At 70.7% G+C, this 24,127-nt stretch carries 22 protein-coding genes and 1 pseudogene; 9 read left to right on the plus strand and 14 right to left on the minus strand.

Going from position 1 to position 24,127, the window contains the following annotated elements; translation table 11 throughout:
* Positions 1 to 156 precede the first annotated feature (156 nt).
* Positions 157 to 978, minus strand: a complete 822-nt coding sequence (locus ABZ833_RS12695) for a hypothetical protein (RefSeq protein WP_361046272.1) — start codon at positions 976 to 978, stop codon at positions 157 to 159.
* Positions 979 to 983: 5 nt separating this feature from the next.
* A complete protein-coding gene (locus ABZ833_RS12700) occupies positions 984 to 1,628 on the minus strand; it encodes a papain-like cysteine protease family protein (RefSeq protein WP_361045017.1) in 645 nt (214 codons plus the stop codon).
* Between the two features lie 227 nt (positions 1,629 to 1,855).
* Here ABZ833_RS12700 and ABZ833_RS12705 point away from each other — a divergent pair, with 227 nt between their 5' ends.
* The gene (locus ABZ833_RS12705) at positions 1,856 to 2,803 is read left to right on the plus strand and encodes a hypothetical protein (RefSeq protein ID WP_361045020.1); all 948 of its coding nucleotides are present in this window, start codon (positions 1,856 to 1,858) and stop codon (positions 2,801 to 2,803) included.
* A 22-nt stretch (positions 2,804 to 2,825) separates the two neighbouring features.
* Here the strand turns inward: ABZ833_RS12705 and ABZ833_RS12710 are convergent, their stop codons facing one another.
* Positions 2,826 to 3,254, minus strand: a complete 429-nt coding sequence (locus ABZ833_RS12710) for a Rieske (2Fe-2S) protein (protein ID WP_361045023.1) — start codon at positions 3,252 to 3,254, stop codon at positions 2,826 to 2,828.
* A 234-nt stretch (positions 3,255 to 3,488) separates the two neighbouring features.
* Between ABZ833_RS12710 and ABZ833_RS12715 the strand changes: the two genes are divergently transcribed.
* A complete protein-coding gene (locus tag ABZ833_RS12715; RefSeq protein WP_361045026.1) occupies positions 3,489 to 4,418 on the plus strand; it encodes a carbohydrate kinase in 930 nt (309 codons plus the stop codon).
* A 5-nt stretch (positions 4,419 to 4,423) separates the two neighbouring features.
* On the opposite strand, the gene ABZ833_RS12720 is transcribed toward ABZ833_RS12715, so the two are convergent.
* Positions 4,424 to 5,278, minus strand: coding sequence for a helix-turn-helix transcriptional regulator (locus ABZ833_RS12720; protein WP_361045029.1), 855 nt, complete (start codon positions 5,276 to 5,278; stop codon positions 4,424 to 4,426).
* A 102-nt stretch (positions 5,279 to 5,380) separates the two neighbouring features.
* On the opposite strand from ABZ833_RS12720, the gene ABZ833_RS12725 reads away from it, so the two are divergent.
* A complete protein-coding gene (locus ABZ833_RS12725; RefSeq protein ID WP_361045032.1) occupies positions 5,381 to 5,956 on the plus strand; it encodes a YceI family protein in 576 nt (191 codons plus the stop codon).
* Here ABZ833_RS12725 and ABZ833_RS12730 read toward each other — a convergent pair whose 3' ends face one another.
* Positions 5,957 to 6,742, minus strand: coding sequence for a crotonase/enoyl-CoA hydratase family protein (locus ABZ833_RS12730; protein ID WP_361045035.1), 786 nt, complete (start codon positions 6,740 to 6,742; stop codon positions 5,957 to 5,959).
* A 134-nt stretch (positions 6,743 to 6,876) separates the two neighbouring features.
* Positions 6,877 to 9,906 (minus strand): excinuclease ABC subunit UvrA, encoded by a 3,030-nt coding sequence (gene uvrA / locus ABZ833_RS12735; RefSeq protein WP_361045038.1) that lies wholly within the window; start codon positions 9,904 to 9,906, stop codon positions 6,877 to 6,879.
* Between the two features lie 223 nt (positions 9,907 to 10,129).
* Between uvrA and ABZ833_RS12740 the strand changes: the two genes are divergently transcribed.
* Positions 10,130 to 10,813, plus strand: a complete 684-nt coding sequence (locus ABZ833_RS12740) for a maleylpyruvate isomerase family mycothiol-dependent enzyme (protein ID WP_361045041.1) — start codon at positions 10,130 to 10,132, stop codon at positions 10,811 to 10,813.
* A gap of 10 nt (positions 10,814 to 10,823) precedes the next feature.
* Positions 10,824 to 11,480, plus strand: coding sequence for an MBL fold metallo-hydrolase (locus ABZ833_RS12745; protein WP_361045044.1), 657 nt, complete (start codon positions 10,824 to 10,826; stop codon positions 11,478 to 11,480).
* A gap of 19 nt (positions 11,481 to 11,499) precedes the next feature.
* On the opposite strand, the gene aroQ is transcribed toward ABZ833_RS12745, so the two are convergent.
* Positions 11,500 to 11,961: a type II 3-dehydroquinate dehydratase gene (gene aroQ / locus ABZ833_RS12750; protein WP_249590599.1), complete on the minus strand. Its 462-nt coding sequence runs from the start codon at positions 11,959 to 11,961 to the stop codon at positions 11,500 to 11,502.
* Between the two features lie 191 nt (positions 11,962 to 12,152).
* Between aroQ and ABZ833_RS12755 the strand changes: the two are divergent.
* Positions 12,153 to 12,344, plus strand: a pseudogene (locus ABZ833_RS12755) (MFS transporter); the annotation flags it as partial.
* A 27-nt stretch (positions 12,345 to 12,371) separates the two neighbouring features.
* Here the strand turns inward: ABZ833_RS12755 and ABZ833_RS12760 are convergent.
* The 7 genes from ABZ833_RS12760 to ABZ833_RS12790 all read right to left on the minus strand — a co-directional run bounded on the left by ABZ833_RS12760 (position 12,372) and on the right by ABZ833_RS12790 (position 20,951).
* The gene (locus ABZ833_RS12760) at positions 12,372 to 13,469 is read right to left on the minus strand and encodes an ionic transporter y4hA (protein WP_361045048.1); all 1,098 of its coding nucleotides are present in this window, start codon (positions 13,467 to 13,469) and stop codon (positions 12,372 to 12,374) included.
* 33 nt (positions 13,470 to 13,502) lie between these two features.
* Positions 13,503 to 13,817, minus strand: a complete 315-nt coding sequence (locus ABZ833_RS12765) for a hypothetical protein (protein WP_361045051.1) — start codon at positions 13,815 to 13,817, stop codon at positions 13,503 to 13,505.
* A gap of 83 nt (positions 13,818 to 13,900) precedes the next feature.
* On the minus strand, positions 13,901 to 14,890 hold the full coding sequence (locus ABZ833_RS12770; protein ID WP_361045054.1) for a TerC family protein: 990 nt from the start codon (positions 14,888 to 14,890) through the stop codon (positions 13,901 to 13,903).
* Between the two features lie 297 nt (positions 14,891 to 15,187).
* On the minus strand, positions 15,188 to 17,146 hold the full coding sequence (locus tag ABZ833_RS12775) for a TerD family protein (RefSeq protein ID WP_361045057.1): 1,959 nt from the start codon (positions 17,144 to 17,146) through the stop codon (positions 15,188 to 15,190).
* A gap of 46 nt (positions 17,147 to 17,192) precedes the next feature.
* Positions 17,193 to 17,771, minus strand: a complete 579-nt coding sequence (locus ABZ833_RS12780) for a TerD family protein (protein WP_249590593.1) — start codon at positions 17,769 to 17,771, stop codon at positions 17,193 to 17,195.
* 134 nt (positions 17,772 to 17,905) lie between these two features.
* Entirely contained in the window at positions 17,906 to 20,044 is a 2,139-nt protein-coding gene (gene uvrB, locus ABZ833_RS12785) for an excinuclease ABC subunit UvrB (protein ID WP_361045061.1), read from the minus strand.
* A gap of 40 nt (positions 20,045 to 20,084) precedes the next feature.
* A complete protein-coding gene (locus ABZ833_RS12790; protein WP_361045064.1) occupies positions 20,085 to 20,951 on the minus strand; it encodes an MHYT domain-containing protein in 867 nt (288 codons plus the stop codon).
* 249 nt (positions 20,952 to 21,200) lie between these two features.
* On the opposite strand from ABZ833_RS12790, the gene ABZ833_RS12795 reads away from it, so the two are divergent.
* From ABZ833_RS12795 to ABZ833_RS12805, 3 genes are all read left to right on the plus strand, one after another.
* A complete protein-coding gene (locus ABZ833_RS12795) occupies positions 21,201 to 22,121 on the plus strand; it encodes a glycerophosphodiester phosphodiesterase family protein (protein WP_361045067.1) in 921 nt (306 codons plus the stop codon).
* Positions 22,122 to 22,177: 56 nt separating this feature from the next.
* On the plus strand, positions 22,178 to 22,756 hold the full coding sequence (locus ABZ833_RS12800) for a methylated-DNA--[protein]-cysteine S-methyltransferase (RefSeq protein WP_361045070.1): 579 nt from the start codon (positions 22,178 to 22,180) through the stop codon (positions 22,754 to 22,756).
* Between the two features lie 95 nt (positions 22,757 to 22,851).
* On the plus strand, positions 22,852 to 24,114 hold the full coding sequence (locus ABZ833_RS12805) for an MFS transporter (RefSeq protein WP_361045073.1): 1,263 nt from the start codon (positions 22,852 to 22,854) through the stop codon (positions 24,112 to 24,114).
* Positions 24,115 to 24,127 lie beyond the last annotated feature (13 nt).

Genomic DNA, 24,127 nt, shown 5'->3' on the forward strand with positions numbered 1-24,127 from the left:
GTCAGGGCTTGCAGGGTGCCGCCGCTCTCCCTCCTACGACCCGCATTCGGGCCACTGCTTCCCCGCACGCGGGCCCGCCGCCTCCCTTGCTCCTGAGCCCACCCGCCCTGGAGGGCGGGTGGGTGGGGAAGCTCCCGGCCGGAGGCCGGGGGCAGGTCAGCCGTGCTGCCGGGCGCGACGTCGCCAGACGGCCACCCCGGAGAGGCCGAGGGCGAGCAGGGCCCCCGCTCCTGCCACGGAGGAGGCGACCGTGACGGGGCCGTCTGCCGAAGCCGCGGCTGCGGCCGCCGGGGGCTCCGCGCCCCGCTCCTTCGGGGCGAAGCCCCCGGCCTTGCCGGACTTCGCGTACGCGGAGCCGGGCAGCTTGTCGGCGTACGCGGCGTGCACACGCTTCTGATAGGCGGCGACCGAGGCCCCGCCCGCGCCGACGGCACGCACCGCGTCGGCGTCGAGCGGCAGCACCCGCCCCCGCCCCTGCACGTACCAGGCATTGATCTGCGGCTCGTGGAAAACGGTGCCCCCGGGGAGCTTGTCGGCGCCCACGCGCGCGTAGTGCGTCTCGTCGTCCCCGGTGGCGATGTTCACGACCTGCCAGGAGCCGCCCTGCCGCACCGTCCACAGGGAGGCCTCCTGTCCGTCGGAGGAGACCGCCTTGCTGGCCAGGAACTCGACGCGGGCGATCGGCGCGCCCTTCTCGCCGGCGACGAACTCCGGGGAGAGGTAGCGCACGGGAACGGCGTCGGCGCCCCGCACGCGCGGGTCCGCCGCGGCCTTGCTGACCGCCCCCTCCCGTGCGAAGAAGCGGGAGAGCGTGTCGAGGGTCTCGGGGGCGGCCGCGGCATCGTGAGCCGCTTCGAGCGAGGCGTCCGAAGGCCCGGAGTCCGCGCCGGCGTGCGGCGCGGCGAGGCCGAGCAGCAAGGTGGCGGCGGAGCCTGCGAGCGCGGCCCTCAGCAGATGGCGGGGAAGGTGACGGTTCATCGCGCTCACGCCCCGATCCGGTACAGCGAGTGGGTCCAGGAGAAGGTGTTGTTGTTGACGTACCAGCTGTGCGAGGCCCAGTTGTAGCGGTCGTTCGACGGCCACGGATCGCCCCAGTAGACCCAGCTGCTCGCGTCGTCGTACCCGTAGAGGACATGCATGTGACCGCCGCCGTTCGACCACTGGATGCGGGTCTCCACCGGGCGGCCCGCATTGATCTCGGCCTGCACGGTCGGATAGCGCAGCCAGCCGCTGACGTACGAACCGGCGCTGATGCCCGCCCAGTCCAGGCCGTTCTGGACGTCGCCGAGCGTGGCCTGCGAGTTGGGGCACTCGGTGTTCTGGCCCCGCCCGAAAGCCGCGTTGCAGAACTGGTTCTGGCTGTAGTTCTTGCCGTAGAAGGTGGCGATCGTGTTCCCGGCCGCCGCCCAGCACCAGTTGGTCTTCTGCTGGGCCTGCATCGTGATGTTCAGACGCTTGGCGGCGAGGAGAGAAGGGGCGTCGGTGCCAGACCTCTGTACGGAGGCGGACGGAGGACTGTCGGGGGCAGCCGTGGCCGTGGCCGCCGGTGCGGCCACCAGGGCCGCTGCCACCACGGCGAGCGCGGACAGACGTCTGCGTCCGCTGTATCTGCTGATTCGTTGGCGCATCGCGTTCCTCCCAAGCGGGGGGTGAGGGGTGGAGGAGCGCGTCCGGACGCTGCGATTGAGCATCGAGTGTTGTCGGGTACGGGTCAACAAGGTTCAATGCGGGATTACTTGGGCCGTGAACGGCGGCGTACGGATGTGAACACCCCTCGTACGCCCACCTGGTGGCCCGCCCCGACCGGCGCGTACGCCCGGACGACCGATGTGAATGTTCACAGAAGGGCCTTGCGATGCGGCACGGCACACAGCTCGCGGACGGCGCGCCTGCGGACCTGGAGGCCGCACTGCGCACCGGCCCCTTCCACGTGGCACTGCGGGCCGCGATCGCCGCACGGCGCCTTCCCCTGCAACGCGTACGGCATCATCTCGCGCGCCAGGGCGTCAACGTCGGGGTGACGAGCCTGAGTTACTGGCAGCAGGGTGCCAGGCGCCCCCAGCGCACCGAGTCGCTCCGCGCCGTGCGCGCCCTGGAGGAGATCCTCCAGCTCCCCGAGGAGTCACTGATCCGGCTCCTCGCCAAGCCCTCCGGCCACCCCGACTGCGAACGCCCCGCCGCCCGCTCCTACCGCTCCCTCCTGGAGGCGTCCGACGTGCTCCAGGAGCTGATCACCGACCTCGGTTCGCCGCTCGACGGCGGCCTGCACACCGTCGGCCACCACGAGCGGGTGCGGATCGGCGGGCGCCGCGAGATGCTCGGCCGCGACTCGCAGCACGTCGTGCGCGCCCACCGGGACGGCGTGGACCGCTACCTCGCGATCTACCGCGGCGACCCCGGCTGCGCACCGGAGCGCATCGGCGTGCACGCCCTGGAGAACTGCCGCACGGGGCGCGTGCGCCTGCACCACGAGACGGGGGTGCTCGTCGCCGAGCTGCTGTTCGACGCACGCCTGCGCGCGGGCGACACGCATCTGTTCCGCTACGGCTTCGAGGACGGCACGGCGGGGGCGGCCACCGAGTACTTCCGTGGCTTCAGCTTCGCGGGCGGGCAGTACGCGCTCCAGGTGCGCTTCGACGAGGCCGCGCTGCCCGTACGCTGCCACCGCTTCGCCCAGCATTCGGCCGCCGCGCCACGCGGTGGGCGCCAGGAGCTGACGCTGAGCGGCAGCCATCGGTCGGTGCACCTGGTGGAGACGCAGGTGCGGGCGGGGATCCTGGGGATCGCGTGGGACTGGGAGTGAGCCGCCGCCCGCCGGTCCCGGGCTAGGCCCCGGGACCCGCGACGATCTTGCCGTCCTCCACCTTCACCGGCAGCTCCTCCAGCGGCCTGACGGCCGGGTCGTGCAGCACCTTGCCGTTCGTGGCGTCGAACTGGCTTCCGTGGCAGGGGCAGATGAGTTTGTGCCCCTCCAGCTTGTTGATGGGGCACTTGGAGTGCGTGCAGATCGTGCTGAACGCCTTGTACTCGTCGTCCGCGATGCGGCTCACGACCACGTTCTCGTCGGTGAAGAGCTTCGATGCCCCCACCTTCACCTCGTCGGAGCCACCGAGGTCCACCGGCGCGGTCGGCGCCGAACGGTTGGAGCCACCGCCGCCGCCGGACGAGCAGCCCGTGATCCCCAGGCCGGCGGCCGGGACGAGAGCGGCGGCGCGCAGCACCGTGCGGCGGGCGGGGGGCGGCGTACCGGGCATGGAATCTCCACAGGTCAGGCGCTTCGGTGACGGATCAGACCATACCGGTGGGGTGCCCTGTGCCCGCGTTGGGCGCGGCCGTGCCCGAGTGCCGCCCGCGTCGGGCCGAGCGCCCCGGGAAGCCCTAGCCTGTGGCGGAAGCCGGGGAGCACGACCCCTGAGCCAGGCCCGCAGTGCCAGGCGCGCAGAGCCACGACCGCTGAGCCACGACCTCAGAGCCGAGAGGAACCACCCGTGATCGTCGTCGCCGGAGAGGCCCTGATCGACCTCGTCCCGCAGGAGTCCGCCGGTGCCCCGGGCCGTGGTGATGCCGGGCTGCCCGCGCTCGCCCCGCGGCTCGGCGGCGGTCCGTACAACACCGCGGTGGCCCTCGGCCGTCTCGGCTCCCCCGTCGCCTTCTGCTCGCGGATCTCGGCGGACGCGTTCGGCGACGCGCTGGTCGACGGGCTGCGGACCGCGGGGGTCGACGTGTCGTACGTCCAGCGGGGCGCCGAGCCGACGACGCTCGCGGTGGCCTCGATCGGCGCGGACGGCTCCGCCGGTTACTCCTTCTACGTCGAGGGCACGGCGGACCGCCTGTTCACGGCCCCGGAGCGGCTGCCCGACGGCGTGCGCGCGGTGTCGTTCGGCACATGCTCGCTCGTCCTCGAACCGGGCGCGAGCGCGTACGAGGAGCTGATGCGCGGGGAGGCGGCGCGGGGCGTCTTCACGGCCCTCGACCCCAACATCCGTGCGGGACTGATCCCGGACGCGGACGCCTACCGGGCCCGGTTCAAGAGCTGGCTGCCGTCGGTCTCGCTGCTCAAGCTGTCGGAGGACGACGCGAGTTGGCTCGGCGGCACGCCACGCGAGTGGCTCGCGTCCGGCCCCGGCGCGGTGGTGATCACGCGGGGCGGCAAGGGTCTCACCGTCTTCACGCGGGACGGCGGGGAGTGGTCGGTGCCGGGCGAGCCGGTCGACGTGGTGGACACCATCGGGGCGGGCGACACCGTCAACGCGGCCCTGTTGCACGGGCTTTGCGCACGGGACGCGCTCTCGGCCGAGTCCCTCTCCGGGCTCGGCGCGGACAGCTGGGGCGAGGTCCTGCGCTTCGCCGCACGCGCGGCTGCCGTCACCGTGTCCCGCGCGGGGGCGGAGCCGCCGTACGCGGCGGAGCTGGGGTAGGGCGCTCAGCCCGTCACCGCGCGAAGGCCGCCGGGCTGGCGGCCGTTGAGGCGGTCGAGCGCGGCCGACGAGGCGTCGTCGGCGGGCAGGTGGACGACCAGGCGCTGGCCGTCGGCGTCGGGCAGCGTCAGCGTCTCGTACGAAAGCCGCACCGCACCGACCTCCGGGTGCGCCATGCGTTCGACCCCACTGCGCCGGGGCAGCCGCGGCACGGCCGCCATGCGGTCGGCGAACGGGGCGCCGGCTATGACGGTCAGCTCGTCGGCGAATCCCTCGGCGTGGGGGTCGGTCAGCATGGACTCGGCCCGGAACGAGGCGACCTGCTCGTCGGCGAAGCCGTCCCACTCGGGGTAGGCGGCGCGGGCCCGCTCGTCGGTGAAGAGGAACCGGATGAGATTGGGCCGCTCGTCGTCGAGGAGGCCGATGGGCCCCATGATCCGCTCATAGCCCGCGGTGTACGCGAGGACGTCGCTGAGCCGGTTGAACAGGACGGCGGGGGTGGGCTCCATGCGGTCGATGAGCGCCCGCACGGTGGGGCGCACCGAGTGGGAGGGCACGCTCGCCGTCGGGCAGCACGGATCGCCGCTCGTCTCCTTCTCCAGGCGGCGCAGGTGGAAGCGCTCCTCCACGGACAGCCGCAGGGCGTCAGCGAGCGCGCCCATCACCTGCGGGGACGGGTGGCGGTCCCGGCCCTGTTCCAGGCGGGCGAGGTACTCGACGCTGACGCCGGCGAGCGTGGCGACCTCGGAGCGGCGCAGGCCCGGCGTGCGGCGCCGGGGGCCGGTCGGGAGCCCGACTTCGGCGGGCGTGACCGCTTCACGGCAGGTACGCAGGAAGGTGCCCAGCTCGTTGTCGCTCACCGGCCGAACGTACCAGCGGTCACCGCCCCGGATCGTGGCCCTGTCACTACCAGTCTCGGCTCGGCCTTCCTCGGGTGCGGGCGGCCTCGCATCGTGGACGGCATGACTTCTGACACGAGTACCGCCGCTTCGACGACCGCGCTTCCCCTCCCCGCGGGGGACTGGGAGATCGACCCGTTTCACTCCGCCGTCAACTTCACCATCCGCCACCTCGGGATCTCGAAGGTGCGGGGGCGGTTCGCCGAGGTGACGGCCGGTCTGGTCGTGGGCGAGAGCACCGAGACCTCATCGGTGACGGCGACCATCGACCTGGCGTCGATCGACACCGGCAACAAGGACCGTGACGCGCATGTCCGCGCGCCCGACCTGCTGGACGTGGAGCGCCGGCCCACGATGACGTTCCGCTCCACGCGCGTCATCGGCAAGGACGAGGAGTGGACGCTTGAGGGTGAACTGACCATCGGCGACGTGACGAAGCCGATCACGCTCGCCGTCGAGTTCGGCGGGGTCCAGGCCTTCCCGGGCTCCCCGCGGCGGCATGCGGGGTTCGAGGCGACCGGGGAGATCAAGCGCAGCGACTACGGACTCGACTTCGGCGCCGGGCTGCTCGGTGACGTGGTGAAGATCCAGCTGGACATGCAGTTCCTGGAGCCGGAGACCGCGCCCGCCGAGGGTTAGTCAGCGGTCGGCCGCGTCTCCCGCGCTGTCCGTGAAGGCTCCGTGCCGCCCCTCCCCCGCGGCGAACCTGGCCGCGCCGTCGCCCGCTTCGACGAGGGACCGCAGACCGTGGCGCAGTTCGCCCGCCATCGCGTCCTCCTCGGTCAGACCGCCCTGTTCCCGCACGGACATCCGGTCGTTGCGGAGGCAGGCCTGGGGGAACGCGGCGATCTCCGCGGCGAGGCGTTCGGCCGCGGCGCGGGACGTGCCCGGCGGCACGGTCCGGTTGACCAGGCCCATCGCGAGGGCCTCGGCGGCGGGGACGGGGCGGCCGGTGAGCACGAGGTCCATGGCGCGGCTCTCCCCGATGAGCCGGGGCAGCCGCACCGTGCCGCCGTCGATGAGCGGGACGCCCCAGCGGCGGCAGAAGACTCCGAGTACGGCGTCCTCGTCGGCGACCCGCAGATCGCACCAGAGCGCCAGCTCCAGGCCTCCGGCGACCGCGTGTCCGGAGATCGCGGCGATGACGGGCTTGGAGAGACGCATGCGGGTGGGGCCCATGGGACCGTCGCCCTTCTCGGCGACCTCGTTCCCGGCGGGCGTCCCGATGGCCTTGAGGTCCGCACCGGCACAGAAGGTGCCGCCCTCGCCCCACAGCACGGCGACGGACGCGTCGGGGTCGGCGTCGAAGGCACGGAACGCGTCGGCGAGGGCACGGGCGGTGGGCCCGTCGACGGCGTTCCGCACGTCGGGCCGGGACAGCACGATGGTCGTCACTGCGCCTGCGCGTTCAGTACGTACGGTCATGCGGCCCAGGCGACCACGGCAAAGGGCTGCCGGACAAGGGGGAAGCCCTTGTCCGGCAGCCCTTCAGGGCGCCCCCAAAGGGGCGCGAGGAACTGCGCGACCAGCCACAGCGCACCCGCAGACGCGCGGCTGCATCAGGCCTTACGAGCCTTGGTCGTCTTCTTGGCGGCAGCCTTCTTCGGGGCAGCCTTCTTGGCCGCGGAGGTCTTGGCAGCGGCAGTCTTAGCCGTGGCCTTGGCCGCCGCCGGCTTCTTCACCGCCGCCGAGGCCACCACCTTCTTCGCCGCGGCCTTCCGCGCCGGTGTCCGCCCCTGCGAGGGAATCTCCGCCACAAGGATGTTCTGCAGGAACTTGCCCGTGTGGCTCGTCGGAACCCCGGCGACCTCCTCGGGCGTGCCCTCGGCGACGACCAGACCGCCGCCGTTGCCGCCCTCGGGGCCCATGTCGACGACCCAGTCCGCGGTCTTGATGACGTCGAGGTTGTGCTCGATGACGATGACCGTGTTGCCCTTGTCGACCAGGCCGGACAGGACCGTGATCAGCTTGCTGATGTCCTCGAAGTGCAGACCGGTGGTCGGCTCGTCCAGGACGTAGACGGTCCGGCCCGTCGAGCGCTTCTGGAGCTCGGAGGCCAGCTTCACACGCTGGGCCTCGCCACCCGAGAGGGTCGGCGCGGACTGGCCGAGCCGGACGTACCCGAGGCCCACGTCGTTGAGCGTGCGCAGGTGCCGGGAGATGGCCGGCACCGCCTCGAAGAAGTCGAGCGCCTCCTCGATCGGCATGTCCAGGACCTCGGCGATGGACTTGCCCTTGTAGTGGACGTCCAGCGTCTCGCGGTTGTAGCGCGCCCCGTGGCAGACCTCGCAGGGGACGTACACATCCGGGAGGAAGTTCATCTCGATCTTGATCGTGCCGTCACCGGAGCAGTTCTCGCAGCGACCGCCCTTGACGTTGAAGGAGAAGCGGCCGGGGAGATAGCCCCGGACCTTCGCCTCCATCGTCTCCGCGAACAGCTTGCGGACGTGGTCGAAGACTCCGGTGTACGTCGCCGGGTTCGACCGCGGGGTGCGGCCGATGGGCGACTGGTCGACGTGCACGACCTTGTCGACGAGGTCGTCGCCGTCCACGCGCGTGTGCCGCCCGGGGACGGAGCGTGCGCCGTTCAGCTCGCGCGCCAGGTGCGTGTAGAGGATGTCGTTCACGAGCGTCGACTTGCCGGAGCCCGAGACGCCCGTGACGGCGGTGAGGACGCCGAGCGGGAAAGAGACGTCGATGTCCTGGAGGTTGTTCTCCCGGGCGCCGTGCACCGTCAGCCGGCGGGAGGGGTCCGCGGGGCGGCGGATGTCCGGCACCGGGATGGACTTCTTGCCCGACAGATACTGCCCGGTCACCGAGTCCGGATTGGCGAGCAGCTCCTTCATGGAGCCGCTGTGCACGACCTTGCCGCCGTGCTCGCCCGCGCCGGGGCCGATGTCGACGACCCAGTCGGCGACCTTGATGGTGTCCTCGTCGTGCTCGACGACGATGAGCGTGTTGCCCATGTCGCGCAGGCGCACGAGGGTCTCGATCAGGCGGTGGTTGTCGCGCTGGTGCAGGCCGATGGACGGCTCGTCCAGTACGTAAAGGACGCCGACGAGGCCCGAGCCGATCTGCGTGGCCAGGCGGATGCGCTGGGCCTCGCCTCCGGAGAGGGTGCCCGCCGCGCGGTTGAGCGAGAGATAGTCCAGGCCGACGTCGACGAGGAACCTCAGCCGTTCGTTGACCTCCTTCAGGACGCGCTCGGCGATCTTCTTGTCGCGGGCGCCCAGCTTCAGCTCGGCGAGGAAGTCCGCGCAGTCGCTGATGGACATCGCGGCGACCTCGGCGATGGACCTGCCCATGACCGTGACGGCCAGGACGATCGGCTTGAGTCGCGTGCCCTCACAGGTGGGGCAGGGCACCTCGCGCATATAGCCCTCGAAGCGCTCACGGCTCGTGTCGCTCTCGGCCTCGCTGTGGCGGCGCTTGACGAAGGGGACGGCGCCTTCGAAGGCGGTGGTGTAGACCCGCTCGCGGCCGTACCGGTTCCTGTAGCGCACCTCGATCTGCGTCTTGTGGCCGTTCAGGAGGGCCTTCTTGGCGCGCTGCGGGAGCCCGGCCCAGGGCATGTCCGTGGAGAAGCCGAGCGCGTCGGCGAGGGCTCCGACGAGCCGGCCGAAGTAGTCCTTGGTGTGGCCGTGCGACCAGGGGTGGATGGCGCCCTCGTCGAGCGACTTGTCCTCGTCCGGGACGATCAGCTCGGGGTCGACCTCCATGCGCGTGCCGATGCCGGAGCAGTCCGGGCAGGCGCCGAAGGGCGAGTTGAAGGAGAAGGAGCGGGGCTCGAGCTCCTCGAAGGACAGGTCGTCGTACGCGCAGTACAGGTGCTCCGAGTACATGCGCTCGCGCTCGGGGTCGTCCTCGGGGAGGTCGACGAAGTCCAGGACGACCATGCCGCCCGCCAGGCCGAGCGCGGTCTCCACGGAGTCGGTCAGACGGCGCTTGGCGGAGTCCTTCACCGTGAGGCGGTCGATGACCACCTCGATGGTGTGCTTCTCCTGCTTCTTCAGCGTGGGCGGCTCGGAGAGCTGGATCGTCGTGCCGTCGACCCGCGCGCGGCTGTACCCCTTGGTCTGGAGGTCGGCGAAGAGGTCGACGAACTCGCCCTTGCGCTCGCGCACCAGCGGCGAGAGGACCTGGAAGCGGCTGCCTTCCGGCAGCTCGAGGACCTTGTCGACGATGGCCTGGGGCGACTGCCGGGCGATGGGGCGCCCGCACTCGGGGCAGTGCGGCTTGCCGATGCGCGCGAACAGCAGGCGGAGGTAGTCATAGACCTCGGTGATGGTGCCGACCGTGGAGCGCGGGTTGCGCGAGGTCGACTTCTGGTCGATGGAGACCGCGGGCGAGAGGCCCTCGATGAAGTCGACGTCCGGCTTGTCCATCTGACCGAGGAACTGCCGGGCGTACGAGGACAGCGATTCCACGTACCGCCGCTGGCCCTCGGCGAAGATCGTGTCGAACGCGAGCGAGGACTTGCCCGACCCGGAGAGCCCGGTGAAGACGATGAGGGAGTCGCGCGGGAGGTCGAGCGAGACGTTCTTGAGATTGTGCTCGCGCGCGCCACGGACGATGAGACGGTCGGCCACGCCGGTCCGCACCTTTCTTGAGAGAAGTGACAGGGGCGGGACCCCCGTCATTCACAGACTAGGGCGAGCCACTGACAACGCCGGGACGGATGCCCTGGGTGATAACAAACCCGGACTGCCAAGAATGCCCGATGCCGCACCCGACCATATAGCACGTGCATTCGATTTGCGGTGCCGCTCCGACACCTTCACCCGAACGTGTGGCGCGGCTATCGTCGGGCGCATGATTGATCATGTGCGCGACCTGGCGTCTGTACGTGACGCGACCGACCGGCTGCTCACCGCAGCCGCGAAACTGAACAACGATTCGACCGCCGAGCCGTCACGCCTTCCCGGCTGGACCCGTGGCCACGTCCTCGCCCATCTCGCCCAGAACGCGGACGCGCTCGTCAATGTCCTCGCCGGGCGGCCCATGTACGTCAGCGGCGACGCGCGGGACGCCGACATCGAGCGGGACGCTCCCCGGCCGCCGGCCGAGCAGCTCGACGACGTCCGCGAGAGCGCGGCCCGCTTCGAGGCGCAGGCCGCGGTCCCCGCCGACTGGTCCCGCACCATCGAGATGCGCAACGGAGTCACCGACTCCGCGTCGCGGGTGCCGTTCCGGCGGTGGGTCGAGGTCGAACTGCACCATGTCGATCTGGGGATCGGGTACGAGCTGGAGGACCTGCCGCAGGAGTTCGTGCAGCGGGAGACCGCGTTCCTCGCGGCGCGCTTCTCGGGCAACCCCGATGTGCCGCCCACCCGGATCACGGACGGCACGCACGCGTGGCGCACCGGCCGGGACGGCGAGCCCGAGGTCACGGTCTCCGGTCCCGCGTCCGACGTGGTGGGCTGGCTCTCCGGCCGGCGCGACGGCTCCGCGCTGACGGCCGAAGGCGGCCTCCTGCCCTCCCTGCCCCCGCTATAGGCTGAGGAACATGACGTACAGCGGAGCAGTGAAGGTCGGCGGCGGCGCGGACGTGCACGAGCTGCAGGACCTGATGATCTCGAAGGTCGCGGTCGGTCCGATGGACAACAACGCCTATCTGCTGCGCTGCCGGGACACCGGCGAGCAGCTCCTGATCGACGCGGCGAACGACTCCGCGACACTGCTCACGCTGATCGGTGACGACGGCATCGCGTCCGTCGTCACCACGCACCAGCACGGCGACCACTGGCAGGCCCTGGCCGCGGTCGTCGCCGCGACCGGCGCCCGGACCTTCGCGGGCCGCGAGGACGCGGTGGGCATCCCGGTGCCCACGGACGTCCCGCTCGTGGACGGCGACACCGTCCGGGTCGGCCGGGTCCCGCTCACCGCGCGCCACCTGGTGGGCCACACGCCGGGCTCGATCGCCCTCGTGTACGACGACCCGCACGGCCACCCGCACGTCTTCACCGGCGACTGCCTCTTCCCCGGCGGCATCGGCAACACGCACAAGGACCCCCAGGCCTTCGCGAGCCTGCTGAACGACGTCGAGACGAAGATCTTCGGCGCGCTGCCCGACGAGACCTGGGTCTATCCCGGCCACGGGAACGACACGACGCTGGGCACCGAGCGCCCGCACCTCGCGGAGTGGCGCCGGCGCGGCTGGTGAGCCGCGCCCGCCGACGGGATCAGGCCGCGCCGAGCAGCGCGGCCACCCGCTCCACGGCGAACGCGTACCCCTGCACACCGCACCCGGCGATGACGCCGTCGGCGCGCTGGGAGACGTACGAGTGGTGCCGGAACGCCTCCCGCTGATGGATGTTGGAGATGTGGACCTCCAACACCGGCAGTCCGTCACAGGTGTTGAGCGCGTCCAGGATCGCGACTGACGTGTGCGAGTAGGCGGCAGGGTTGATGACGATCCCTGCGTGGTGCTCGCGTGCCTCGTGGATCCAGTCCACCAACTGACCCTCGTGGTTGCTCTGCCGCAGGTCCACGGTGCCACCGTGCGCGGCCGCCGCCTTGGCGCACAGCGCCTCCACGTCGGCGAGAGTGTCCGAGCCGTAGATCTCCGGCTGGCGCTGGCCGAGCAGGTTCAGGTTGGGGCCGTTCAGGATCATGATCGGGGCGTTGGCAAGAGTGCGCGTCATGCCGTCAGCGTACTGACGAACCTCTCCGCGCCTCCGCACACCCCCGTAACCGGCCGTGACAGCGGGTAGTTGACGCGGCCTGCGCAAGACCCACTCCCCTGCCGGGGCTCCTTCTCTGCCACGGCTCGCGGCCGCCTCGCTCGCCGGGACCGCCATCGAGTTCTACGACTTCTTCATCTACGGGACGACTCGCCGTGATCGCCGTGTATCTGCCCGAGCTGTACGAGCCGCGGGTGCGCTGCACGGGCACCGCGGTGGGCTACAACCTGGGCGGGGTCCTGGGCGGCGCGCTCACCCCGATCGTGGCGACGGCGGTGGCCCTGCTGAGCCTGGGCTGTTTCGCGCTGCCGCCCGAGACGTGGCCGGTTCCGGAACCGGCGTGACGGAGACCCACGGGGTTGGTCACCCGCTCACGGCGTGACCGCGAGCTCCAAGTACGCCGCGAACAGCACCAGATGGACCCCGCCCTGCAGCAGCGTGGCGCGCCCCGGCACGACCGTGAGCGTGCCGACGACCACGGTGAGCGCGAGCAGCACCATGTGGGTCGGGCCGAGTCCGAGCACCAGCGGCCCGGAGAGCCACACCGAGGCGACCGCGACGGCCGGGATGGTCAGGCCGATGCTGGCCATCGCGGACCCGAGGGCGAGGTTGAGGCTGGTCTGCACCCGGTCGCGGCGGGTGGCGCGCACGGCGGCGATGGTCTCCGGGAGCAGCACGAGCAGCGCGATGATCACGCCGACCACGGAGTGCGGCATGCCTGCGCTCTCCACGCCGGACTCGATCGTCGGCGAGACCCCCTTGGCGAGGCCGACCACGCCGATCAGGGCGAGGGCGAGCAGGCCCAGGCTGATCAGGGCGGTGCGGCTGGAGGGCCCTGAGGCGTCCTCGGAGTCGATCACCTCTCCCTTGCGGGTGATCGGCAGGAAGTACTCGCGGTGGCGCACGGTCTGGGTCGTCACGAAGAGGCCGTACAGGACGAGCGAGGCGAGAGCCGCGAAGGTGAGCTGCGCCGTGGAGAACTCCGGGCCCTGCTTGGTCGTGGTGAAGGTCGGCAGGACAAGGCTGAGGGTGGCGAGCGTGGCGACGGTCGCGAGGGCGGCGCCGGTGCCCTCGGACTGGAAGATGACGACGCGGTGGCGGAGGGCGCCCACCAGGAGACACAGCCCGATGATGCCGTTGCAGGTGATCATCACGGCGGCGAAGACGGTGTCGCGGGCCAGTGTGGCGCTCTTGTCGCCGCCGTCGGCCATGAGGGTGACGATCAGGGCGACCTCGATGATCGTCACGGCGACCGCGAGGACGAGCGAGCCGAAGGGCTCACCGACGCGGTGCGCGATCACCTCGGCGTGGTGCACGGCCGCGAGCACCGCCCCGGCGAGCACGAGCGTGACCACGGCCACGACCGCGCCCGGCAGGTCGCGTCCCCAGGTGAGGGCGAGCAGCACGACGGCGAGGGCCGGCACGGCCGCGGTCCACTGTGTGGCGAGCGCCCGGAGCCGAGTGATCATGCCTCCGATGCTGCACCGGACGCCTGGGCTCCGCTACTTCAGCTCTGTCATCTCCCGTACGTCGCAGTCCGTGAAGGACGGACCGCTGGTGCACAGCGCGGCGAGCTGCTCGGCCATCCTCGCCGTCTCGGGAGAGTCACTGTTGCGCTGCGCGTCCTCGGCCGATGCGAACTCGATGAGTACGCGGAAGCGGCGGGGGTTGCCCCGGTCCTGAAGGACGAGGCGGTGCGTGGGGCCGCCCTCGCGGCCCGGCGCCTGCTGGTCGGCCTGCTGGTCCGCCTGCTCGACCAGGGCCCGCATGTCGTCGATGCGGTCGGTCTCGAACTCGATGATCTGAACAAACTTCATGGATCCAAGCAAGCACGGGGTGTGGCCCGCGGCAATCCGCCGCGGGCCACACCCCGTGCTGGTAACTCCTACGTCCGATGCCGTCAGGCCTCGATGCTGTCCTTCGGAGTCTCGTCGGCCGCCTTCTCCGCGGCCTCCTTCTTCTCCTGCCTGCTGGTGGCCATGAGGCTGGTGATCGTCGTGATGACGAGGACACCGCAGATGACGCCGAGCGAGACCGGGATGGAGATCTCGGGGACGTGCACGCCGTTCTCATGGAGTGCGTGCAGGACCAGCTTCACGCCGATGAAGCCCAGGATGACCGAGAGGCCGTAGCTGAGGTGGACCAGCTTCTTGAGCAGTCCGCCGATGAGGAAGTACAGCTGGCGCAGACCCATCAGGGCGAAGGCGTTCGCCGTGAAGACGATGTACGGGTCCTGGGTGAGGCCGAAGATCGCGGGGATCGAGTCCATCGCGAAGAGCACGTCGGTGGTGCCGATGGCGAGCATGACGATCATGAGGGGCGTCATGATCTTCTTGCCGTTCTTCTGGATGAACAGCTTGGTGCCGTGGTACTGGTCGGCGACGCCGAACTTCTTCTCGGCGGCCTTCAGGAGGCGGTTCTCCTCCCACTCCTCTTCGTCGTCGCCCGCACGTGCCTCCTGGATGAGCTTCCAGGCGGTGTAGATCAGGAACGCGCCGAAGATGTAGAAGACCCAGGAGAAGTTGGCGATGACCGCTGCGCCTGCGGCGATGAAGATCGCTCGCAGTACGAGCGCGATCAGCACACCGAACAGCAGCACCCGCTGCTGGAGATGGGTGGGCACCGAGAACTTCGCCATGATCAGGATGAAGACGAAGAGGTTGTCGACGCTGAGCGACTTCTCGGTGATGAAGCCCGCGAAGAACTCGCCGCCCGCCTGACCACCGCCCCAGATCAGCAGGCCCACTCCGAAGAGCGCGGCCAGCACGATCCAGACGACCGTCCAGATTCCGGCTTCCTTGATCGATACGTCGTGCGGCTTGCGGCCGATGAAGAAGTCAACCGCGATCAGGGCACACAGACCAAGAATGGTCAGCACCCAAAGGGTCATTGAAACGTCCACTGCGCCTCCGGCGTCGTACGGCTACTGATCAGCGTCGTCGCTGCCGGAGGTCTCTTCCACCCGAGGCGGCTCACCGCCCCGCGGGCCGACGCCCCGGGACCGATGGCGGTCCGTATTGACGGGTACGTCGCGTTCGGGAGTACTCCCCTCCGCTGCAAGAAGAGTACGCGAAACACCAAGGATTGGTAAAGGAGAATCCAAACAAGAGCCAAAAGACCAGGTCAGGCGGAGCGAAAGTCGCTTTACCGTCAGTGGCCCCGACGGCTTCCCGGGCCCGGAGAGGCGTCAGCGGCCGCCGGTGCGCCGGGCCTGCGCGACCTGGTTCAGGACCTGCTGGAGCACCCGGCTGCCGGGCGGCGTCATCGGCGGTTCGTACGTCCACGCATGACCGACCCAGGGGTCGGCGAGGTGGTCGTCGGCCACCGGGGTCAGGCGCAGGAGCGCGCGCCAGAGCGGGTCGAGCAGCGGGCCGTACTCGGCGGCGTCCTCGCGGTCGGCGACCAGCATCAGGTGCACGCCGACCGCCGGGCCCTCGTCCGCGAGGTAGCGGAGCTGGGTCACGGCGCGGTCGTCGAAGCCGTGCGGGAAGTCGTTGACGATCAGGAGCTGCTCGGCGGTGTCCAGGTCCGGCGGCAGCGCGTCGGCCGCGCCCGCGCGGATCGCCATCTGCACCAGGTCCACGCGCTGGGTGAGCTTGGCGAGCACGGCGGAGACGCCTGCCGCACCGGCGGCCGGGGGCCCGTCGAGCACGCCCGCGGTCACCAGCGGGGAGAGCGCGCCGACCGCGGAGCCCGCCGCGTCGATGACGTGCACCGTGAACTCGCCCGCCGGATAGACGGCGAGCAGCCGCGCGGCGTGCGCGACCGCGCTGTCCATGGCCAGGCGGCGCAGCTGGTCCGTGTCGGCCAGGGAGTCCGTGCCGGACGAGCGGCCGCTGTCGATCCACAGGCCGCGCTCAAGGGGCAGTCGGACCAGCATCGGGATGCGCAGGTCGGGGCGCTCGGGCAGGTGGAGGTCGCCGAGGCGCAGCGCCATGGGGATCTCCATGGGGGTGCGGTAGGCGTGCCAGACCGGGCTGTCCCAGCCTGCGTACGCCATGGGCAGTGCGGGCTCGACGACCTCGGACTCGGCGGCGAGCTGGCCCAGGTCGCGGTCGAGGGCGGCCCGCGCCCTGTCGACGAGCAGGCCGTGCTTGGTGCGGGCGGCCTCGCGCGCGACGTCCCCGGTGTTGCCGATGCGGCTGCGCGGGTCGGAGAGGACCTTGTCCAGCTCCTGGTCCATGCGCGACTCGGCGAAGTCGACGGCGCTTCGGTACGCGGCCGTGGTGCGGGCCAGGTCCTCGAACATGCCCCACACCTGGTTGTAGAGGCGCTCCTCCAGGGACCAGCCGGTCGCGTCGCCCGCCACGGGCTGGGCAGGCCTGCCCGGCTCGGCCGGGGCCGCGGTCGGCGGGGGCGGCGGCGGTGCGGTGGTCTGGCGACCCGGGTGGGTGTAGTTGACGGGGCCGCCGGACGGGGGGCTCGCGTCGCCCGGCTGATGTGTCGCCGGGGTGGGCTGAGGGGGCTGGGCCGGCTGGGCGGCGGCCGTGCTGTCCGGGCCCTGCGCTCCCGGGCCGGGGGCGGCGGTCTGTCCCGTCGTCCGCACCCGGGCCTCGTCCGAGGGGCGGGGCGGTGGCGCGGCCACCGAGCGGGCGAGGCCCTGGGCCACCGCTTCGTTGATCGTGCCCGCCAGTTCACGGGCCTGCGGAAGGCCCTGGTCGGAGAGCATGTCCGCGAGACCGCCCGCATACCCCTGGCCGACGGCGCGCACCTTCCACGCGTCCTGCCTGCGGTAGAGCTCCAGGGCGACGACGGCGGACTCGGCGTCCAGGTCGGTGATGGTGTAGCTGGCGACCTCGGAGCCGTCGAGTCCGGTGACGGCGACGAAGGGGGCGGCGAGAGAGCCGAAGCTGACCGGTCCCCCGACGCCGACCGGCAGTGCGAGAAGGACGTTGACCCGGTGCACCGCTTCCGGCACGGCCCCGAGGTCCACCGCGAGGCGGTGGTCGGCGGCTGCCTGCTTGGGCACTTCGAGCCCCGGCAGCGTGGGCGAGCCGGGATGGGCCACCCACTCCGTGCCGCGCACCTTGCCCTGGTCGTCGCTGAGCGTGACCCCCGCCACGATCGGCTTGCCGACCGAGACCCGGATCTCCAGTCGGGTCTCGGGAAGCGGGTGGTTCTGCCCCCGGACCAGCTCGGCCGTCATCGCCTTCGTCCCCCTCGTGCCCTCTGTACCTACTGGTGCCGCGTGTCTACAGGTGCGGCAGGATCGACGGCATCAGGTCCTGGAACGTGCGGCCGTTGGCGGGATTGCCGATGGCCGTCATCTGCCAGCCCGTGCCCGCGCGGTGGACCTTCGCCATGATCTGTGCGGTGTACTGGCCGCCGCCGTCGAGCGTGTACCGCGCGAGCTCCTGGCCGTTGGTCTCGTCGACCAGGCGGCAGAACGCGTTCTGCACCTCCTGGAACGTCTGACCCGTGAAGGAGTTCACCGTGAAGACGATCTGGTCGATGTGGACCGGGATCCGCGCCAGGTCGACGAGGATCGCCTCGTCGTCCCCGCCCTGGCCGACACCGCCGACGAGGTTGTCACCGGTGTGCCGCACGGAACCGTCGTCACTGACGAGGTGACGGAAGAACACGACGTCCACCGGCTGCTTGTCGGCGAACAGGACCGCCGAGGCGTCCAGGTCGACCTCGCGCGTGCGGGTGCCGAACAGGCCGCGCCTCGGGGCCGCTTGCCAGCCGAGCCCCATGCGCACCGCGGTCAGGGCGCCCCCGTCGTCCTTCTGCAGGCTGATGGCCTGACCCTTGGTCATGTTGACCGTCACGCGCTGTCCCCTCTCGAACTGCCCTAAGCAACCGCCGGTCTGTGCGGTTGCCCAGCACCCTATGCAGAGGCACGGACAGTGCCGCAGTGTGGGCGGCACTTTGTGTCGGTCTTGCAACACACCAGGCAGTACGCCTACGCCTGCCCCGCCTCCCTCATCTGCCTGAGCTCCTTCTTCATCTCTGACACCTCGTCACGCAGCCGTGCCGCGATCTCGAACTGCAGGTCGGCGGCTGCCGCGCGCATCCGCGCGGTCATCTCCTCGATCTGCTCGGCCAGTTCGGCAGCGGGCCGGTCGGTGGGCACCTTCTCGGCGGCCTTGCCCTTGGCCGCCTTGCCCGCCTTCCCGCCGAGCGCGGGCACGGGCGCCTTGGCGGCTGTTTTCGCGTCGGCGCCCTTCCCCTTGCGGTAGTCGGTGCCGAGCAGCTGCTCGGTGTCGACCTCCTCGCGCGCGATCGCCGACACGATGTCGTTGATCTTCTTGCGCAGCGGCTGCGGGTCGAGCCCCTTCTCCTTGTTGTACGCGATCTGCTTCTCGCGTCGGCGATTGGTCTCGTCGATGGCCTGCTCCATCGCCGGGGTGACCTTGTCCGCGTACATGTGGACCTGACCGGAGACGTTGCGAGCCGCGCGGCCGATCGTCTGGATCAGTGAGGTGCCGGAGCGCAGGAAGCCCTGCTTGTCGGCGTCCAGGATCGACACCAGGGAGACCTCGGGCAGGTCGAGTCCCTCACGCAGGAGGTTGATGCCGACCAGGACGTCGTACTCACCGGCGCGCAGTTCGCGCAGGAGCTCGACGCGGCGCAGGGTGTCGACGTCGCTGTGCAGATAGCGGACCTGGATGCCCAGTTCGAGGAAGTAGTCGGTGAGGTCCTCGGCCATCTTCTTCGTGAGCGTGGTGACCAGGACGCGCTCGTCCTTCTCGGTGCGCGTGCGGATCTCGTGCACCAGGTCGTCGATCTGCCCCTCGGTGGGCTTGACCACGACCTCCGGGTCGATGAGGCCGGTGGGGCGGATGATCTGCTCGACGAAGCCGTCGCCGCGCGAGAGTTCGTACTTCCCCGGGGTCGCCGAGAGGTAGACGGTCTGGCCGATGCGGCCGAGGAACTCCTCCCACTTCAGCGGACGGTTGTCCAGCGCGGACGGCAGCCGGAAACCGTGGTCCACCAGGGTGCGCTTGCGGGAGGCGTCCCCTTCGTACATCGCGCCGATCTGCGGGACCGTGACGTGCGACTCGTCGATGACGAGGAGGAAGTCCTCGGGGAAGTAGTCGATGAGGGTGTTCGGTGCGGAGCCGGGCTCGCGGTCGTCGAAGTGCATCGAGTAGTTCTCGACGCCGGAGCAGGAGCCAATCTGGCGGAGCATCTCCAGGTCGTACGTCGTGCGCATGCGCAGGCGCTGGGCCTCCAGCATCTTGCCCTGCTTCTCCAGCTCGGCGAGGCGCTCGGCGAGCTCCTTCTCGATGCCGGTGACCGCCTTCTCCAGTCGCTCAGGACCCGCCACGTAGTGCGAGGCCGGGAAGACGTACAGGTGGTCGTCGTCGCTGATGACCTCGCCGGTGAGGGGGTGCAGAGTGGAGAGCGCCTCGATCTCGTCACCGAACATCTCGATGCGGACGGCCAGCTCTTCATAGACCGGGAAGATCTCGATGGTGTCGCCGCGGACCCGGAAGGTGCCGCGGGCGAACGCCACGTCGTTGCGGGTGTACTGGATGTCGACGAAGCGGCGCAGGAGCTGGTCGCGGTCGATCTCGTCGCCGACCTTGAGCGAGACCATCCGGTCGACGTACTCCTGCGGGGTGCCGAGGCCGTAGATGCAGGAGACGGAGGCGACCACGATCACGTCACGCCGGGTGAGCAGCGAGTTCGTCGCGGAGTGGCGCAGGCGCTCGACTTCCTCGTTGATCGAGGAGTCCTTCTCGATGTACGTGTCCGACTGCGGGACGTACGCCTCGGGCTGGTAGTAGTCGTAGTACGAGACGAAGTACTCCACCGCGTTGTTCGGCAGGAGCTCTCGGAACTCGTTGGCCAGCTGGGCGGCCAGCGTCTTGTTCGGCGCCATCACGAGGGTGGGGCGCTGAAGCTTCTCGATCATCCACGCGGTGGTGGCCGACTTGCCGGTGCCGGTCGCGCCGAGCAGGACGACGTCCTTCTCACCTGCGTTGACGCGCCGCTCCAGGTCGGCGATGGCCGCCGGCTGGTCGCCGCTTGGCGTGTAGTTGCTGACGACCTCGAAAGGTGCCACCGTGCGTTCGATCTTGGATACGGGCCGCATGGAACCCACCGTACGACCCCGCACTGACAACGGGGTCGGATCACCAGCTCTGCGGGGCCTTGGGGCCGGGGCGCGGCGGGGGCCTGCGGCCCGCCCGCGGGTCGTGCCGGTCGCCCGAGCGCGGGACGGGATAGGGCGCGTGCTGACCCTGCGCGGCACTCTGGAGGTCGGCCTTGCCCATCACCATCAGCGGGTCGAACATCACGATCACGCCCGCCAGGAGCAAGAAGGCGAGCGGGCCGACCATCATGGGCGCGAGCAGTTCGGCGGGCGAGTCCCCTCCGGTCGGCGCCGCGGTCGAGCCGTGCAGATGGACGCTGAGGGCGGCCATCCCCACGTAGTGCATGCCGCTGACGGCGAGCCCCATGACGAGGCTCGCGCCCAGACTCCAGAGGAAGCCTCTGACCTGTGCGGCTGCCCACAGGGCCGCGCTGGCCGCGACCACGGCGATCACCACGGACGCCGAGACGGTGAAGGTGTTGTACTCCAGCGTCCCGCGCAGACGCATACCGGCCATTCCCAGATAGTGCATCGAAGCGACACCGAGGCCGGTGATCGTCCCCCCGGTGAACAGCGCCGCCCCGGTCGCGCCGCGGTAGCCCACGATGAAGATCCCTATGCCGACCATGACGATGGCGACGGCGAGACTCGCGAAGGTCAGCGCCTTGTCGTAGTGGATCGGGGCTTCCTCGACGGTGAAGCCCATCATCGCGATGAAGTGCATGGTCCAGATGCCGGAACCGATGGCCGCCGACCCCAGCGCGAGCCAGCCGGGCCGCCAGGAGTGCGCGACGAGGAGCGACCTCGTGGTGCAGCGCAGACCGAGCGCTCCCCCGAGGCAGGCCATGAGGTACGCCGCCACCGGTGTGACCAGTCCATAGCTGAAACCGTCGACTGTCCCCTGCATGCGCGGTAGCCCTTCCGCCTGTTGTATCCAAATGCCCGGGATTGCCCCCAAGTGGCCCCAGCCGACCGTCCACTGACAGGCCATGGGCTGACGCAGAGAGTAAAGCTCACTCCGGAACTTGCGAACGATTTTCCGGGAAAGAAACCCGGCTGTCTCCGTTCAACCTGTGGCCATCCTGCACCTGTCTCGCGTTGGCCGTGGACTGTCACTCTCATCCGGTCCGTGCCCGCACATCGCGAGGAGTCACCGTTGTCCGCACGCGTTGCCGCTGCCACCACCGCCGCTCTTCTTGGAGCCGGTGCACTCGCTCTCCCATCCGCCACCGCTCACGCCGCCGACCAGCCGTCGGCGCCCACGTCCACGCGGGCGTCCGCCCAGACATCCGCCTCGCACGACAGACCGCTGGTCGTCGCGCACCGCGGCGCTTCCGCGTACGCCCCCGAGAACACTTTCGCAGCCATCGACAAGGCGGCTGACATGGGGTTCCGCTGGGTCGAGAACGACGTCCAGCGCACCAAGGACGGCGAGCTCGTGATCATGCACGACGACACCCTGAAGCGGACGACGAACGTCGAGGAGCTCTTCCCCGACCGCGCGCCGTGGAAGGTCGCGGACTTCACCGCGGCGGAGATCGCCAGGCTGGACGCGGGCAGCTGGTTCGCTCCCAAGTACGCGGGGCAGCGGGTGCCGACGCTGAAGCAGTACATGAACCGCGTCTCACGCAACCACCAGAGTCTGGTCTTCGAGTTCAAGAAGCCCGAGCTGTACCCGGGCATCGAGAAGCAGGGCCTCTCCGTCCTGCGCAAGACGGGCTGGCTGGACAAGCACCACGTCAAGAGCAAGCTCGTCATCCAGAGCTTCAGCGCCGACAGCGTCAAGACGGTGCACAAGCTGCGGCCCGACATCAAGACCGGCTTCCTCGGCACGCCCGCGGTCGCCGATCTGCCCGCGTACGCCAAGTTCTCCGACCAGATCAACTCGACCCACACCTCCATCTCCCGCGAGTACGTCGCCGCGATCCACTCGCTCAAGGGGCCGCACCACAAGCGCCTGGAGATCTTCACCTGGACCGTGAACGACGCTGCCGCCGCCCAGCGGGTGGCGGGCTTCGGGGTGAACGGCATCATCACGAACACGCCGGACGTCGTGCGCAAGGCCATCTCCGGCTAGAGCCCGGGGACGTGGGCGGGGCGGCGTTGTCAGTGCCCGGTCGTACGGTGGTCCACATGAACGCCAACGGGCAGCACGAGCAGGGCGGGCCGGGTCCGGACGGCCTGCGGCAGGTGGTGTGGGCCGTCGTCGCGAGCGACATCGGCCCGCTGATGCTCGCCGCGACCGACGACGGCCTGGTCAGCGTCGTCTTCCACGCCACGGACGAAGTGCGCGACAAGGCACTCGAGCGGCTCGGCTCCCGACTGGGGGCCGAGCCGGTCGAGGCACCCCGCTCTCCGCTCCTCGCCGAGTCCATACGGCAGCTCACGGCCTACTTCGCGGGCGAGCGGCTCGACTTCGAGCTGCCGCTCGACTGGTCGCTGATCTCCGGGTTCAACCGCCAGGTCCTGCGCGAGCTGACCACCGTTCCGTACGGCGCCGTCGTGGGGTACGGCGACCTGGCCCGCCGTGTCGGCCAGCCCGGCGCGGCCCAGGCGGTCGGCATGGCGATGGGCGCCAACCCGCTGCCGGTCGTGGTGCCCTGCCACCGGGTGGTCGAGAGCGACGGCGGCATCGGCGGCTTCGGCGGCGGCGTCGAGACCAAGCGACAGCTCCTTGCCCTGGAAGGGGTGCTGCCGCAGCCGCTCTTCTGACGCTTCCGGGGCACAGGGCACCAGGCAGCGGGCAGCTCGCAGCCGGCGGGGCAAACTCTGTTTCGCGCGTATGAACGTCCTGGCACACTGCGCCAGTGACTTCGACCCTCGGCGCTCCTGACATACCCACGCCAGAAGCGCTGCCCGCCCTGCGCCGCCGCACCACCGCGGTGCTGGTCGCCAGCCAGATCCTGGGCGGGCTCGGAGTACCGATCGGCATCGCCCTGGCCCCCATGCTCGCCACCGAGGTGAGCGGGACGGAGGCGCTGTCCGGCCTCGCGCCCACCGCGTCCGTGGCCGGCACGGCCCTGCTCTCGCTGCCCCTCGCCGCTCTGATGACGTCACGCGGGCGGCGGCCCGGCCTCGTCCTCGCGTATCTGATCGGCGCGCTGGGAGCCGGGCTCGTGGTGCTCGCCGCCGTCGTCGAGAGCTTCCCCCTGCTGCTGCTCGGCATGGCGGGCTTCGGAGCGGGCTCGTCCGCCAATCTGCAGGCCCGCTTCGCCGCGGCCGACCTCGCCGAGCCCGACCGGCGCGGCCGCGCCATCTCCCTGGTCATCTGGGCCACCACCATCGGCTCGGTCCTCGGCCCGAACATCGCGGCACCCACGAGCCGCGCCTTCTCCGGCACCTCCATACCCGAGGCGGCGGGACCCTTCCTCTTCGCCGCCGGGATCTTCGCCGTCGCCGGTCTCGTGGTGGCGGTACTGCTGCGGCCCGACCCGCTGCTCACCGCCCGCGCGCTCGCCCCGCAGGAGAACCAGTCCGCGCAGAGCCGCTCGCTGCGGGCCGGGGTCGCCGCGGTGGCCGCGTCACCGATGGCCCGGCTCGCGCTGGTTACGGTGGCCGCCTCGCACACCGTGATGGTCTCGATCATGGTCATGACCCCGGTCGACCTGGGGCACCACGGGGCGAGCCTGCAACTGGTCGGCCTGGTCATCAGCGGCCACATCGCGGGCATGTACGCGCTGTCGCCGCTGATGGGCTGGCTCTCCGACCGGTTCGGGCGGCTCTCCGTGATCGGCCTCGCGGTCGGGCTGCTGTGCTGCGCCGCGCTGCTGGCCGGCACGGCGGGGCCCCGTCACGGCCAGACCGCCGCCGGTCTCTTCGTGCTCGGCCTCGGCTGGTCCGCGGGCCTGGTCTCCGGCTCCGCGCTGCTCACCGACTCGGTGCCGCAGCCCGCCAGGGCCGCCGTGCAGGGCCTCTCGGACCTGACCATGAACACGGCGGCGGGCATCGGCGGCGCGGCGGCCGGCCTGATCGTCGCGCAGGCCAGCTACGGCTGGCTCAACCTCATCGGCGTCTGCGTGCTGCTGCCGATGGCGGCGCTTGCGATGCGCCGGGCGGTCAAGAAGGCCTGAGACGGGGAGGGCC

The organism is Streptomyces sp. NPDC047525 (assembly GCF_040643025.1).
GTDB classification, from domain to species: Bacteria; Actinomycetota; Actinomycetes; order Streptomycetales; family Streptomycetaceae; genus Streptomyces; species Streptomyces durmitorensis.